We start from the raw sequence: 13443 nt of genomic DNA on the forward strand, positions 1-13443 counted from the left end.
AAATGCAAGAAGGAGGACTTCACATGAAAACAGTACTATTATACTCGTCAAAATATGGTACAACAAAAAAATGCGCCGAACTATTGGCTCAAAAGCTTATACAGTGCACACTTGTATCACTAGACGCTCAACCTGACTTTGACGTATCTGACTATCAAAACATCATCATAGGTACATCGGTCTATGCGGGCCAAATCAGAAAACCAGTGAAGACATATCTCACTAACCATGTTGACCTTCTTAAATCTAAGCACGTTTCATACTACTTCTGCTGTAATGATACGACCGACCATTTCAATCTAGTTCCCGATCAGTTGAAGACAGAATCAACGATAGTTACGCAGTTTGGATTTGAGCTAAACCAATCTAAAATGAACTTTTTCGATCGCTTAGTTACTAAAATGATTGCTAAGACTTCTGAAACAGTTAGCGTGATAAAATTTGAAGCAATTGATGCTTTTGCTAAAAAAGTCGAACTGGCAAGTAACCAGGCAGTATAGAGCATAATACCCTGCATTGGAAAAGACCTTGTTGTATTCAATACTACAGCAAGGTCTTTCCTATGGAACTAATGGATCGGCAAGAGATGATATCAACATTCAAACTCCGGATTAAAGTTGTTTGTTCATTAGCATGTTATTCAATTGATTAGAGAAAATGCAACCGCTCCGACAAGAGCGAGTGTAACAAAAATCAAAATAATTAGTGATAATCGATCTTGTATTAATTTACGCGATTTTATCATAGCTTGCACATTTTCGTCATCATAAATAGAATCTATTAGGCTTGTAGTTGCCACCTCAAAGTTTTCAAGAAGCACCTTTGCTCGTTCAACATCATCCGGTGAGATATAAAACTCAATCAGATGGTTTGTCGCCCCCATATACAAATGCGCTAAAGCACCGTCACTAGAATACTTTTTCACACATGGGATGGAATTGTCATTAAGTATTGCTTCGATTTGTGTCGCATAGGCATCGCCTTCGACTTGTTTTACTAGTACTAGATCTTTATTCATCATTTACCCCCTTATACTGACTATTGTACACTAATAAAAGACATCATTCCATATGATGTCTTTTAAGTGTGAACCTTCTATTTCTTCCACCTCTCAAGCTTCGGTATACTGCGAGTCGCCAACCATGCCACCATACCGTTCATTCCAGATTCTTTCATCTGCGTAATGCAAAAGTCTTGCATTTTCCTCGCAGTGTCCACTTCTGGCGGCGTTAAAAACTCACCGTCTTTGTAGCACATATAACAATACTTCTTGTTGATCGAACCGTCTTTTTCAGTGCCGCCTCCTTGCGGGTCCTTTTTCATTGGAAAACCGCAGCTTTGACAGAATTTATACTCTTCCATTGTTAGTCCTCCCTTCTATCCATTACCCTATCCATCTACTTTCTAAAAAAGTTCTTGTACCCTGCCTTATCCTCAATATTGAACTCAATCATTCTTCGCAGCAATTTCAAATCCACTTCCTGATTCCACTTCACCTTTACAAGGCCCTTTGTATGATCATATCCTGATTTTTTGATATCATCCAAAAACAAAGTCACGAGAGCTTCTTCAGGAGTAAATGACATATGATGCATGGCCATGCTAAAACCTATGATAAAGGTACCCTCATGAATAAACATGGGTTGGTTCCATTTAATAGCTGCATCAAGCATCGGAAATTCCTTTTCAATCCAGTTGAAAACATCAATCATTCTTTTTCTTTGCTCAGGAATCTCTATTGCGTCAATATAGTCTTTTAACTCCTTCACATTACACCTCCAGAATCAAATGGATATCCTGTCACCGGTTTAGCTAACTTTAAGGGTTTAGCTTCTTTAGTCTCAATGAATACAAGTATCCGTCCGCCCATTGATCATTCACCTTCATCACCTTTTTTTCTTCACCTACTTTTGAAAAACCATTCTTTACAAGTACATGCTGAGAAGCAATATTCTTTGACGAAGTTCCCGCGGTAACTACAGTGATGTGATGGATATTGATTGCCTCTTCCAAAATAAGCCTTAGTGCCTTACTTGCATAACCACGCCCCAGCTTCTCCTTATCCATTCTATACCCAACCTCAGCAGATTTCTCACCGGTTTTTACGTTAAGGCTCAAATTAATCCGACCAACAAGCTCCCCCTCATTTCCCCTAATGAGATACATTATATAAGAACCGGATTCCTGTTCTTTTAGCAGCTCATCCATAATACCTGAAAAGGTCTCAAAATGATTGTATCCCTGTGGGCGTGGTGGTAGGTCCAATTCGAAGAAAAGTCGATTTCTGGTCTCAAAGTCATATAGCTCCTGATAATTCTCTTTAGTGACTTTTTCAATTCTTGTTTTCATAGCATTCCCCTCCTGAATCATACGATATGTCCATAGTATCACTATTTAGAGAGCCTCAGCCATCTCAAAAATATCAGAGAGCTATTGCTTGTTCGGTAGAATCGCTTCTTCCAACTGATCATTTACCATTAGAGATTCTGAAAGATATTCAATTAGTGCTCTCATTTCAACAGATAAAACCTTATCTCTCAACACCTTTTCGTAGTGGTTATAAAAGACTGTGTCATTCAATTCTAACCAACTTAAGCTCTTTTTTGGTCCTTCATACCATAAGTCATGTAACTCGAAGTAGATCTCCAGAATGTCTCTCACAAGCCAGTAGTAGCGATAAGTTCCCTCAATATCCCCCTTCGTTGAACGAAGGTACATTTTATTCATCCAGTCTATCAGGAAGAGTTTGTCCTTTCGCTCTTTCTTTTCAGGACCACATGCGTACATATCATCTACTGTTTTTAAAAGTTTCTCTCCAGAAGCATCCTTGTCAACTAGAACTATCCCTTCCCGAATATGAAGAAAGTCTTGTGGTGCTAATAGAGCCTTCTTGCTCATCACCCAAACATCAAGCTGTTTTCCTTCAAAGATACCGGTATCGTTCAAATCGATCTCACTCTCTCTAAAACACACAAGATCTACATCGCTTTCTGCAGTAAAATCACCACGAGCATATGAGCCATAAAGTATGACTGTATCGCACTTGTATTTCACTAGTAAGTAATCGATTAGGCGTTCAATATAATTGTCCATAAATATCCTCTAAATTAAGCGTTATCTTTCTTAGCAAAGACGTCACAAAGCAGTCTCATTTGAACTTAGCAAGGGTTCATACATCATAAGCGCATGATTTTCGTACAGTCTCGCATCATTTATCACTTTACCCTGTAAATCAAGCGTCTTTCGCCAAATACTATTGTGCCTGACATATGCCCCCCAGTACTCATGGCTCAAATGGTGGTCTTTTTCATACACTGAGTAATCAAAGTACTTAGGAAGCTCTGAACGTATTTCTCCTATTAAGTAGTCCTCTTCAATACGTATATGAAATTGATACCTTTCTTCAGTTGTGTTTTCAATTTGCAAATCACGATAGTTGTAAACACAAGATGCACCACTTCCAAACGGTTGTGTCCGATTACTGTCTGGGAACACATCAAATCCATGCCGATGTCTTTCAATCACATTAAGAGGCGTATGTAGCGTCATCCAAAACAATAAGTTCGAGAGCTGACAAAGCCCACCCCCAGTCCCTGCTCGGAACTTGCCATAGTGAAGTATCATACCCTCCTTATACCCTTTTCTTTTCGTAGGTTTGCCAAGACTGTACCAGTAAGAAAACACCTCTCTAGGTTCAATCACTAAACCGTCAATTGAGCGAATGGCAATTTTTAAGTTCTCCGCCTTATTATGCTGCATCCACATATCAACATCTTTTAAACGTCTTAGTATCGGGGTGCGGTGGGTAAATGTAATATAAGGCAGCAGCTCATTCGTTCTATGTTTAGAGAATCGACTCGATTCTTTCAGCCACTGGAGTTTGCGTTTTTGCCTAAAGTATAATTTTCCTATGCTTGTTCGGAGCTTAGAACGCCTTTTAGGCATAAGGTATTTATATTCACTCATTGACTGTTACCATATGGTTACTCCCTAACTCATAGTGATGCACCTATTGCATCTTAACGTTGTATCATTTCCAAAGTGAATGTAAAAATCCTCCACTTGCCCACTTACTCGTATCACTTCTTCACTATCAATTTTAAGTCGTATGTAATCACTTAACTTCAATTTGCGTGTCAAGAAATTTCCGTTAATCCAAACATCCAGCCAGTAAAGTTTTTCATGATCAGCATCCACGAAAAATCGACCTCTACATCCGCTAACGTAATCCTTTAAAAGTTCAATAGTTGCTTGTTTCGCCTCTTCTCCAGTAACATTAAACTCCAAATACTCTTTTTTAAATGAACTCGAATCATTTCTAAAGACGTTCATTATGTGATCGTCTACCTTACGACTGTTAAACGTCCCATTATGACTTACTTTTCTTCTTATTGAAGCTGTTAAGAGTATCTTTTGATTGCCTACTTGGTATATCATTGAATCCTCCTTGCTTAACGAAAATAATCAAACAATATAAATCGACAGACTATGGCTGTTCAACGACAACTTTACTTAAGTGTCAATTACCTAGCACATTTCAATTTATGATGAGTGTCATTTAGACTTTATTATCTTTTGTTTCACTTTTCTTATAAGAATATAATATATTGACATTGATGCCGCTAAAATAAGTAGTATGTTGATTAATTCTTTAGCTTCAATAACATTGTCAAACACTGCAGAAATATGAATTGCCGTTGAAATTAATGAAAATCGAACCATAAAACGGCTCACTTTTTCATACTTACTCAAATCCTTTTCGAAGTTTTTTATAAAGATGATTCCTACAACTGCAAGGATAATAGCTGAAATAATTCGCGTAAGCATAACAATTGTTATTGGTAACATAAAAGTTCTCCATATCTATAGATGAATAGTCGTTAATCGTTAAAGGAATCAAGCTCCTTCATACTATATTTCTGCAGTTTTATTATAGGTGTTATATTCGTGTATTTACAATTGATACTCGTAATCAATATAATCTCCTGAAAAACTCGTTTCTGAATTGTTGACCCTTTTTTCAACCAATTTGAACCCGACACTTTCGTAATTTCTTTGCGCTGGAACCAACGCTTGGTTTGTAGTCACAATTATTTTCTTCAACTCATTTTGTCTATTTCTAGAAAGCGCTTCTTCAAGCTGTAGTTTTCCGTATTTCATTCCTTTAAATTTAGTAGCCACACAGTTGTGGCCGATCTCTACATAATCAGGCATGTTCCTTGGATCCCAGGAAACAAATCCTATCGCCTCATCATCTAGAACAGTGACTATGCAACAGCTATCCCCTATGTGAATATTGTCATAAAAAAAATCGTCGCACTCTCTCCAATTCAAACTAAAGTGTTCTTCATATCTTCCGTCATAGGCATATGCGTCCTTTAGCAGTTGAAAGAGTGTTCCTCTTTTGAAATCGCTGACTTTACGATAGGCTATCATCATTTTTCCCCTTCAATCGGATACTCCGCTTTTTAAGACTTTTCATTCTTTCCAATAGTTTTTTGAAGCTTCAACTTTTTTTCTTCAATCAAAAATCCTTCAATTTCTTCTTGTAATGCTTTTTCGAAGGTGAACTTAAAAATCGGCGCTGGAACGTAATCCGGGTATCGTTTGTACTTCTTATAAACTTGCAGTTCGATAAGTTGCTCATCTTTGACGGGTTGCCAAATGAAATTCTCAAGCTTATCAAAGTTTATTTTAGCAGTGGAGCTATAAACAACAGAATCTGTAATTCCTTTTTTAAGAACCAAGTCAACAAAATCCCCTATCAAAGCTGCAGCAACTACTGCAATCATTGAAAAGTTCAAGTCAACATACGGATATCCGATTGCCTGCATCTTTCGGGTTACAATCATTTGAAGAATCAAAGCAATGCAATACATGATTATTGTAAATAGCCTAGTATTGTTAAGAGTCCATTTGCATGAAAATAAGTTTTTTCGATTCAACCTCTGCCATCTGTAGATCCGGTAAGCGGTTAGTGACAATCCAATTACTGAAACAGCATATAAATATACCGCTGTAATGAGCTTATCAATCATAGTTTTCTCCTAAAAAGCATTTGCAAAGTTGCTCTTCCCTAGGTTAGCAACCGTAATAGATGTAGTGTTCTTTTATACCATTTCATTATACAAAAAAACACAAACTAAATTGGTGATTTAAGGTAATTGTAACAAAACAGTTTCATGATTTAGTCACAAACCTCTTTCTATTGAGATGAAATTAATTCTCATTTAGTGTATAATGATTCTAAACATCGTTAGCATTCGACCTTTCTGAAATCAATCATTGGATCAAAGGTTTTAGATAGCAATCCATATAAAGGAGACCAGCATATGCAAATACAATCAACAAAGAATAAGGAACAACCTAAATGGCGTAGCTTCTTAAAAGACATTTTCATCTGCTCCCTAGGCGCATATGGCGGCCCAGAAGCGCATTACGGCGTTTTCACAGACCAGCTTGTCGTAAAGAAGAACTATCTTAGCGAAGAGGAACTCGTTGAGCTAATCGCCCTGTGCAGCATCCTACCAGGTCCGACCAGTACACAAACCATTGTTTCCATCGGTTACAAGACCGGCGGTCCCCTACTGGCTTTTCTCACCATGATGGTATGGGCGCTGCCAGTGCTTATAGCGATGACCCTTCTATCCTTTTTGTATCAGTTTCTTGAAAGCAGGAACATCTCTCATGATACCCTTCGATACATCGGTCCCATGGCTGTCGGTTTTATCGTGGTTGCCGCTTTCAGGATCGGACGCAAAGTCGTTAACGACAAACTTACAGTCGGGCTCTTGCTCTTTGGCGCACTAACCACCTATTTCATCCGTGACCCTTGGGTCTTTCCGCTAGTGTTGATCCTCGGAGGAACAGCAAGTATCGTCACATCAAAGAAAAAGGACTTATGGAACCATGTTAAACTGTCTCCACCTTGGCCATACCTAATTGCATTTACCTTCTTCACACTAGTTGGAATCGTCTTGACGCTCACGTGGGACCATCGAATTGTTCACTTATTTGAAAGCTTTTATCGATATGGATACCTCGTTTTCGGAGGCGGACAAGTTGTCGTACCTGTGATGCACAGTGAACTTGTGCTAGTCAACCAGTACATGACAAACAGCGAGTTTTTAACGGGTTACGGCCTAGTTCAAGGACTACCTGGACCAATGTTCAGTTTTAGCGCATATGCAGGTGGCATGGCTGCCCGTGGCGGAAGTACGCTACAGCAACTGCTCGGATCGATAGTAGGCGGAATAGGTATCTTCTTACCAGGTCTTCTTTTAATCTATTTTGTCTACCCCATATGGGAAAACCTAAAAAAAATCAAAGGGATCAAGGTTTCATTAAAAGGAATCAACGCAGTAGCAGGTGGTCTGATCTCTGTCTCTGCTGTAATCCTCATGCAAAAAAGCGGATTCACCCTAGATAATCTTCTAGTGATGCTACTGACAGTCGGTCTATTGCTTTCAAGAAAAATTCAAGCACCGCTTATTGTGATTGCAGTGCTTTTGATCGGTTATATTATCTAATCTATATAGGGAAGTAAAGTATGTTAAATCATTAATAGGTCATGATTATTTTCAAATGTTAATCGCCCACTGGAAGTCATCATTCAGTAATCATTCCAATAACACAGTAGAACTTGGTTATGCCATAAATTTTGTGATCATATTCATTTTTTCATCGAAGTTCACATGCTCAAATGACTTTTGACCCAGAATAAGCAACTTACTTGTAGAAGTCTTGTCATCATCCTCTAGTGCTTTGATTTTTGCATAAACGACATCCAATGTTGTCGTTATTCCTAGCTTGAATTTGTTAAGATCAAAATCTGCAGCACTCATTTCAGGCACAATCATTTCTCTTGATTCCCATACATGAGGTAACTGACCAGCTAATTGCTTTGCGGCTTCTACCTTGCCACAGTGCAAATAGACAAAACAGAGATTCGCCTTTGTGGTACTCCTTATTTTGTCATTCACACAATCCTCAAGAATCAGTTCAGAAATTCTCGTGGCCTCATCTAAGCTTTCCTTTGATACCTCATAGTCCTTATGGATCGTTAATGCCTGAGCTAACTCACACATGAATCCATAATCATTAGGATAAGTTTTAAGCGCTTTCCTGAGCTCTGTGATGGCTTCATCCACCTTGCCACTCTTAATTGCCCTATGAACAGTGCTATGAATTCTACTGATCTCTTCCTCATTTCTAAGTGTATCCATACCTAAGAGCTCATCCGTAGAAATACCAAAGAAATTTGCAATCGCCGGTATCAAGTTGATATCTGGATAAGTCATCTGATTCTCCCAGCGACTGATCGCTTGCGCCGACACTCCTAGTATTTCTGCTAGCTTGTCCTGTGTTAAACCTTTTCTTCCTCTGTGCATTTTAATTACTTCACCAATTCTTACTTGCATATCTTGTCTCCTTATATCAATGATTGGCCCACTTATATCAATTACTGGCCTAAATCAATAGTAAGGTATTCGCATTTGCTAAGCCATATCTTAATTGATGGGAATTAATCAACTAAAGTGAGAATTAACCACGCCATGACTGATGTCTTGCCGTACCTTACATCCTATTTCACATCAGACAATGAGTGTTTCTTCTGCTGTAAGCTCGTTAAAATGACGACGTCAAAACATGCTTCACTTAGTCAACACAAATTCGTCGATTATTAGCGAGGTGTCATTTTCGACTGCATAAACGCGAATCAGAATCTGAAACTGAGTTGCCTTGATCACTGTATAAACAGGGTTGTTTTCATCGTAGTAAAGCGACTTCCAATATCGCTTTGCACTGGTATCTGCTTTGTAATATTTTGATCCAGAACCACTTCCGCCAACAAGATAGGTCACACCCTTATCGATTTCTACCACTTTTTCATCTTTTACCGTAGTCCTATTGTAAATATGATCATGTCCACTTAAGACTAAATCAACTCCCAAAGCTTCAAATACTGAAGAAAATTCCCTGATGTAGTTCTCGTTGTACCTCATCGGATACACACTTCGATGCATCAATACAATCTTAAATTTGTTTTTTTCACTTAGCATGATATCATTCAGCCAAGCTGTTTGCTCTTTAAAAAGTGAAGGTGATTCTGTATCTATGACAGCAATTCTCACATTTGGCAAATCGATATAATAGTTTCTTTCCTCTAATAATATTATTCCATTGTCAGGAAAGTTGAAGCTATGAATGAAATTCTCATCAGAACCCATTACATCATGGTTGCCAATTGGAGTCATCCATAGTCTGTCATCGAAATAATCACCCATAGCCAAGTCCAAATAGTTCCACTGCTCATCCTCTTCGCCATCATCCACCAGATCGCCAGCCAATAAGTTTATGTCTGGGTTTCCAGACTCCAGCAGCATGTGCTCGTAAATCCTTCTAAAAGCATCGTATTGACTGCGCTTATAGCCTTGGATATCTCCAAAGAAGGATAGGATTACCTCTTTTGTGCCTACAGTTTCAAATTGATATTGCTGACTGATCAACTCACCTGATCTTAGGTAGTAAGTATAGCTGGTATCTGGCTTAAGCTCAATTAAGCTCGCTTTGAAAATATTTAACAACTCGGATTCAGCAAATTGTAGTTGCTCTACAAATACAGCATCATAAGTGTCCACAAGATGCCCTTGCGTGTCCAAAACTAGTACTGACGCGCTGTCTATGGATTGTGGCAAAGCAAACGTCACATTGATCATTTCAGATGGATTTTCACCTGGGGTGAGCATTAGCCTATAAGGTTTCAACTGTCCTACTAACAGTTCTTCAAAGGAAAACATGTCTTCTATATCTTCATTAGCGGATTCATTCGCATCAGCAGTTTGATCCACATCCCTTTCAATAATCACTTGATTGTCAAACGAGAAATGAATGACCGAATCGAATGCTAACTCTTGACTATGGACATTATTTAAGAAACCCACTAGTAAAAACAGCACAAGCATCTTTAATTGACTCATAGAATCATCCTTATCTTCATAGGAACTTAATCATAATTAACGATTTTTCTAAAAAGCATTTGAGTGTAGCAACCAGTAAAGGCGGATTCATATTTCTTTTGCAGCTTCCTATCGGATTCATCGAGTTCTAGGCATACTTGACTGACTTTACCATCATAGATATTAGTAAAGGATACTTTATGACCTGTTTTCAGTGAAAACAATTCATCAATGCTGTGCACTTGAGACTGAACCAAGAGCGAGCCTTTATAGCCCATCTTGACATAAAACTTTTCTGCTGATTCGACTGAACCAAGACTTATCGTTTTGATATGATATTTTTTTGCTCTTTCTTCAAGCGCATGAATCATTTTTTTAGCGATTCCGGTTCGCCTGTAGTTTTCATCAACTGCCAAAAGTGCGATTGTTAAATTATCACTATCCATCAATCTGCCAAAAACAAGGCCGATAACCTCATCTTCCTTACTCGCAAACAGCATCAAATCACTGTATTTTTCCATTCGTTCTTCCCACTTTTCAAAGGAGTATTCGGGATTATCAATAATTGGTCTACCTTTAAATACGACTTTGAAGAGGTTGAATGATTTTTTAAGTTCTTGTAAGGATGAAACATCATTTATACCGTAACCCATATGATCGGTCTCCTTAGTGATATGTCTGTAATTACCTTTCCCCTGCCAGATATATTATGATTGATCAGTTGTATAAGTTCATGCTCACATCCATCCTCAATGCATGTGTCGATGATGCAAGTCGGGTGTATGGGCATGCTTGTGCTCCATTAGATCATGGGTGTGTTCATGAGAATGTTCAAACGTGATATCCTCATCGTGCATATGCATGTGGTGCCCATCGTCATGCCTATGTTTATGCTCATGCCGCTCGTAATTATGGGCATGTTTGTGCTTGTGATCTTCCGATACGGCGAAATAAGTACCCAGCAGCATGATTGCAAGTGCGATTAGGAATGATTTTGTGATCGGTTCATGAAGGACAAGAAACGAAATCAGCACTCCTATAAATGGTGCTGTCGCATAGTATGCGCTTGTTCTTGCTGCTCCAAGGTCCCTTTGCGCCCTGATATAAAGAAAGATACCCAGTCCATATGTCACAAACCCTAGAAGCAAGGCAATCGCTATGTACAACCAATTATTACTGTATGCCTTAAGATAAAAACAAATCAGTGCAGAACCGGTTCCAGAACCCAATCCCTTGATGACCACAATTTGCAAAGGGTCCTTTAAAGATAGCATTCTTGTGCAGTTGTTTTCTAAACCCCAAAATATGCAAGCCAGTAATACAAAAATGGAGCCAAGAGAAAAGGACAGACTGCTAAAATCACTCACTGACAAGATTATGCTCGAAATAGTAATAAGTGTAATCGCAAACCACATTCTACGACCTACTGTTTCCTTGAAAATAAATAGCGCAATCAAAGAAGTCGCAACAATCTCAAAATTATTAAGTAACGATGCGTTCGCGGCTGTTGTCTTGGACAATCCAAACATCAAAAGAATTGGTGCTGCAATATCAAGAACTATCATCCAAAGAATATACTTAGTTTCATTTTTTGTGATTTGGGCTTCGAATCGTTCCTTTTTTCTCAATTCGATATAGGCATTGACACCTGCCATTCCAAAACCCGCACCTAAATATAAAAGAGCGGCCATAAGTACAGGTGGTAGTTCTCTCAAAAGAAGTTTTGCCACTGGTGAACTGACACCATATAAGAGCGCAGCCAATATCGCAAGTCCTATCGCTTTGAACTTGACACCACTGTCTTTCTTTGTCTGTATCATTGTTTCATATCCCATTTGATGTCCTCTCAATAGTTAATCGTCCCACAACTGAGTTTCGCTTAGCATTTAGTTTCTTTATTTGTGTTTCTAAACAGAAGTTACATGAGGAAATTTCATAATAGATCACACCTGTTAAAAATGCAATAGCTAAAGCTTGCCAAGAACGCAAATATGTTGATGGACCTTTTTAACATCACCCTGCCATCCTCTGATCAATTTCGGTCCTATCTGCGATTATATCAAGTTCAGTACATTCTCACCACTTTGGCAAGCCAACCTATTACCTTTAAAAGAGAAAATTATTTCATCTCATCTTCTTTTTTATATTCCCGCAACCTAGATATTTTACCAGTATACATTTTGATACGTATCCTTTTAGATCCACTGACAGCGAACACTATTGCATATCAATTCTGTTCGTAACATTCATAATCCATAAGAAATAGTAATCCTTTATCTAACACTTTCTAATCATGTAAGCTGCATTTTCTAGTATGCGTAATCATGTAACAACACATCATTAAAATGAATAACACCTTAATGAATTTATTACTCTACAAATCATACCATTTATTGACACCGTAGTCACATAATCATTGTCAGAATATATTTCAAATGCTTGCTATGCTCATATCAATTGCTACTTATACTTCATCACTTATAAGACTGTCAAACATCGCTTATACCAATTGTCCTATAAAATTTAGAACAGTTCCTAATTGAACTAAGTAGTTGTCTAGCATATGATTAGCTTATCTGAGAGCTACAAGGAGGTATCATGATTTCTACTAATCTTAAGTGGGCATTCGTTACTGGAGCAAGTCGTGGAATTGGTTGTGAGTTAAGCTTGTTTCTTGCTCAAAAGGGTTTTAATTTGTTGTTACATGCAAGAAAACGCGAAAATCTGGCAGCAGTAAAAGAAAAGGTGGAGTCTCTTGGAAGTATCGTTCATACTTTCGAAGCGGAACTTTCCGATTCTGACCAGGTGATTGAGATGCTGGCAAAAATTGATGAATTGGCTTTACGTGTGGACTATGTCTTCAACAATGCCGGTATTCAAATTGCTTATCGGCATGATTTCTTTAAAACACCTGTAGAAGACTTTGACCTAAGTAACAAGATCAACCTAGTGGCACCCATGCAGATCTGTTATCACTTTTTACCAAAAATGATCGCGAATGATTTCGGGCGTATTGTCAATACGACTAGCGGAATCAAAAATGAACCCGAGCAGGCCGGATATTCAGCAAGCAAGGCTGCGCTTGACAAGGTCACCAAAGATATCGGGTCTAAGCTTGAAGGAACTGACGTGATGATCAATTTGGTCGATCCAGGTTGGTGTAGAACAGATTTGGGCGGACCGAGCGCACCAAACGATCCTAGAAGTACGCTTCCGGGTGTGGCGCTTCCTGCTTTCTTGAATGATAAAAAGAGTGGACGCATTTTTGAAGCACAAGACTTCAAGGATATGCTCCTTGAGGAAGCCATTGATTTTGTTCAAAAGTCTACAATCAATCAGTAATTTGTTTGCTAATGCAAAAAGAGTAGCGGCTACCGTAGTCGCTACTCTTTCTTTATTCTTCTAATCTCTGTGTATCTTTACTATCTGTTGGTGTGACTCTATAGTGATGAAAAAAGGTATTTATTTCTCTTATAAGCGCCGA

Annotated in this window: 17 protein-coding genes; 3 read left to right on the forward strand and 14 right to left on the reverse strand. The window is 38.4% G+C overall.

Annotated features, from left to right (window positions below):
- The first annotated feature begins 23 nt into the window (after positions 1-23).
- Positions 24-500: a flavodoxin domain-containing protein gene (locus DWB64_RS11150; protein WP_164980370.1), complete on the forward strand. Its 477-nt coding sequence runs from the start codon at positions 24-26 to the stop codon at positions 498-500.
- 140 nt (positions 501-640) lie between these two features.
- Here DWB64_RS11150 and DWB64_RS11155 read toward each other — a convergent pair whose 3' ends face one another.
- From DWB64_RS11155 to DWB64_RS11200, 10 genes are all read right to left on the reverse strand, one after another.
- Complete coding sequence (locus DWB64_RS11155; protein WP_129488323.1) at positions 641-1018, reverse strand: hypothetical protein; 378 nt, start codon at positions 1016-1018, stop codon at positions 641-643.
- Between the two features lie 77 nt (positions 1019-1095).
- Entirely contained in the window at positions 1096-1362 is a 267-nt protein-coding gene (locus tag DWB64_RS11160) for a zinc ribbon domain-containing protein (RefSeq protein ID WP_129488324.1), read from the reverse strand.
- Between the two features lie 35 nt (positions 1363-1397).
- Complete coding sequence (locus DWB64_RS11165) at positions 1398-1769, reverse strand: iron chaperone (protein WP_129488325.1); 372 nt, start codon at positions 1767-1769, stop codon at positions 1398-1400.
- A 49-nt stretch (positions 1770-1818) separates the two neighbouring features.
- A complete protein-coding gene (locus DWB64_RS11170; RefSeq protein WP_164980371.1) occupies positions 1819-2349 on the reverse strand; it encodes a GNAT family N-acetyltransferase in 531 nt (176 codons plus the stop codon).
- A gap of 81 nt (positions 2350-2430) precedes the next feature.
- Positions 2431-3093, reverse strand: coding sequence for a nucleotidyltransferase domain-containing protein (locus tag DWB64_RS11175; protein ID WP_129488327.1), 663 nt, complete (start codon positions 3091-3093; stop codon positions 2431-2433).
- Positions 3094-3135: 42 nt separating this feature from the next.
- A complete protein-coding gene (locus tag DWB64_RS11180; protein WP_129488328.1) occupies positions 3136-3966 on the reverse strand; it encodes a VanW family protein in 831 nt (276 codons plus the stop codon).
- Positions 3967-3990: 24 nt separating this feature from the next.
- Positions 3991-4437, reverse strand: coding sequence for a hypothetical protein (locus tag DWB64_RS11185; protein ID WP_129488329.1), 447 nt, complete (start codon positions 4435-4437; stop codon positions 3991-3993).
- Positions 4438-4554: 117 nt separating this feature from the next.
- Positions 4555-4848 carry a hypothetical protein gene (locus tag DWB64_RS11190; RefSeq protein ID WP_129488330.1) on the reverse strand — a complete coding sequence of 98 codons (294 nt, stop codon included), beginning with the start codon at positions 4846-4848 and terminating at the stop codon, positions 4555-4557.
- Positions 4849-4953: 105 nt separating this feature from the next.
- Positions 4954-5436: an N-acetyltransferase gene (locus DWB64_RS11195; RefSeq protein ID WP_243118974.1), complete on the reverse strand. Its 483-nt coding sequence runs from the start codon at positions 5434-5436 to the stop codon at positions 4954-4956.
- A 32-nt stretch (positions 5437-5468) separates the two neighbouring features.
- A complete protein-coding gene (locus DWB64_RS11200) occupies positions 5469-6038 on the reverse strand; it encodes a hypothetical protein (protein ID WP_129488332.1) in 570 nt (189 codons plus the stop codon).
- A 294-nt stretch (positions 6039-6332) separates the two neighbouring features.
- On the opposite strand from DWB64_RS11200, the gene chrA reads away from it, so the two are divergent.
- A complete protein-coding gene (gene chrA / locus DWB64_RS11205; RefSeq protein ID WP_129488333.1) occupies positions 6333-7529 on the forward strand; it encodes a chromate efflux transporter in 1197 nt (398 codons plus the stop codon).
- Positions 7530-7646: 117 nt separating this feature from the next.
- Here the strand turns inward: chrA and DWB64_RS11210 are convergent, their stop codons facing one another.
- From DWB64_RS11210 to DWB64_RS11225, 4 genes are all read right to left on the reverse strand, one after another.
- Complete coding sequence (locus DWB64_RS11210) at positions 7647-8420, reverse strand: helix-turn-helix transcriptional regulator (RefSeq protein WP_129488334.1); 774 nt, start codon at positions 8418-8420, stop codon at positions 7647-7649.
- 234 nt (positions 8421-8654) lie between these two features.
- Entirely contained in the window at positions 8655-9980 is a 1326-nt protein-coding gene (locus DWB64_RS11215; protein ID WP_129488335.1) for a metallophosphoesterase family protein, read from the reverse strand.
- Positions 9981-10006: 26 nt separating this feature from the next.
- A complete protein-coding gene (locus DWB64_RS11220; protein ID WP_129488336.1) occupies positions 10007-10612 on the reverse strand; it encodes a GNAT family N-acetyltransferase in 606 nt (201 codons plus the stop codon).
- Positions 10613-10708: 96 nt separating this feature from the next.
- A complete protein-coding gene (locus DWB64_RS11225; protein ID WP_371682601.1) occupies positions 10709-11794 on the reverse strand; it encodes a DMT family transporter in 1086 nt (361 codons plus the stop codon).
- A 763-nt stretch (positions 11795-12557) separates the two neighbouring features.
- On the opposite strand from DWB64_RS11225, the gene DWB64_RS11230 reads away from it, so the two are divergent.
- Positions 12558-13301, forward strand: coding sequence for an SDR family oxidoreductase (locus DWB64_RS11230; protein WP_129488337.1), 744 nt, complete (start codon positions 12558-12560; stop codon positions 13299-13301).
- Positions 13302-13443 lie beyond the last annotated feature (142 nt).

The organism is Fusibacter sp. A1 (genome assembly GCF_004125825.1).
Classification (GTDB): domain Bacteria; phylum Bacillota; class Clostridia; order Peptostreptococcales; family Acidaminobacteraceae; genus QQWI01.

Bases quoted from the DNA above. Each gene is read 5' to 3' on its own strand.
- DWB64_RS11150 (WP_164980370.1), top strand. From the start codon at position 24: ATGAAAACAGTACTATTATACTCGTCAAAATATGGTACAACAAAAAAA.
- DWB64_RS11200 (WP_129488332.1), bottom strand. From the start codon at position 6,038: ATGATTGATAAGCTCATTACAGCGGTATATTTATATGCTGTTTCAGTA.
- DWB64_RS11155 (WP_129488323.1), bottom strand. From the start codon at position 1,018: ATGAATAAAGATCTAGTACTAGTAAAACAAGTCGAAGGCGATGCCTAT.
- DWB64_RS11180 (WP_129488328.1), bottom strand. From the start codon at position 3,966: ATGAGTGAATATAAATACCTTATGCCTAAAAGGCGTTCTAAGCTCCGA.
- DWB64_RS11210 (WP_129488334.1), bottom strand. From the start codon at position 8,420: ATGCAAGTAAGAATTGGTGAAGTAATTAAAATGCACAGAGGAAGAAAA.
- DWB64_RS11220 (WP_129488336.1), bottom strand. From the start codon at position 10,612: ATGGGTTACGGTATAAATGATGTTTCATCCTTACAAGAACTTAAAAAA.
- DWB64_RS11225 (WP_371682601.1), bottom strand. From the start codon at position 11,794: ATGGGATATGAAACAATGATACAGACAAAGAAAGACAGTGGTGTCAAG.
- DWB64_RS11215 (WP_129488335.1), bottom strand. From the start codon at position 9,980: ATGAGTCAATTAAAGATGCTTGTGCTGTTTTTACTAGTGGGTTTCTTA.
- DWB64_RS11170 (WP_164980371.1), bottom strand. From the start codon at position 2,349: ATGAAAACAAGAATTGAAAAAGTCACTAAAGAGAATTATCAGGAGCTA.
- DWB64_RS11185 (WP_129488329.1), bottom strand. From the start codon at position 4,437: ATGATATACCAAGTAGGCAATCAAAAGATACTCTTAACAGCTTCAATA.
- DWB64_RS11160 (WP_129488324.1), bottom strand. From the start codon at position 1,362: ATGGAAGAGTATAAATTCTGTCAAAGCTGCGGTTTTCCAATGAAAAAG.
- DWB64_RS11195 (WP_243118974.1), bottom strand. From the start codon at position 5,436: ATGATAGCCTATCGTAAAGTCAGCGATTTCAAAAGAGGAACACTCTTT.
- DWB64_RS11190 (WP_129488330.1), bottom strand. From the start codon at position 4,848: ATGTTACCAATAACAATTGTTATGCTTACGCGAATTATTTCAGCTATT.
- DWB64_RS11230 (WP_129488337.1), top strand. From the start codon at position 12,558: ATGATTTCTACTAATCTTAAGTGGGCATTCGTTACTGGAGCAAGTCGT.
- DWB64_RS11175 (WP_129488327.1), bottom strand. From the start codon at position 3,093: ATGGACAATTATATTGAACGCCTAATCGATTACTTACTAGTGAAATAC.
- chrA (WP_129488333.1), top strand. From the start codon at position 6,333: ATGCAAATACAATCAACAAAGAATAAGGAACAACCTAAATGGCGTAGC.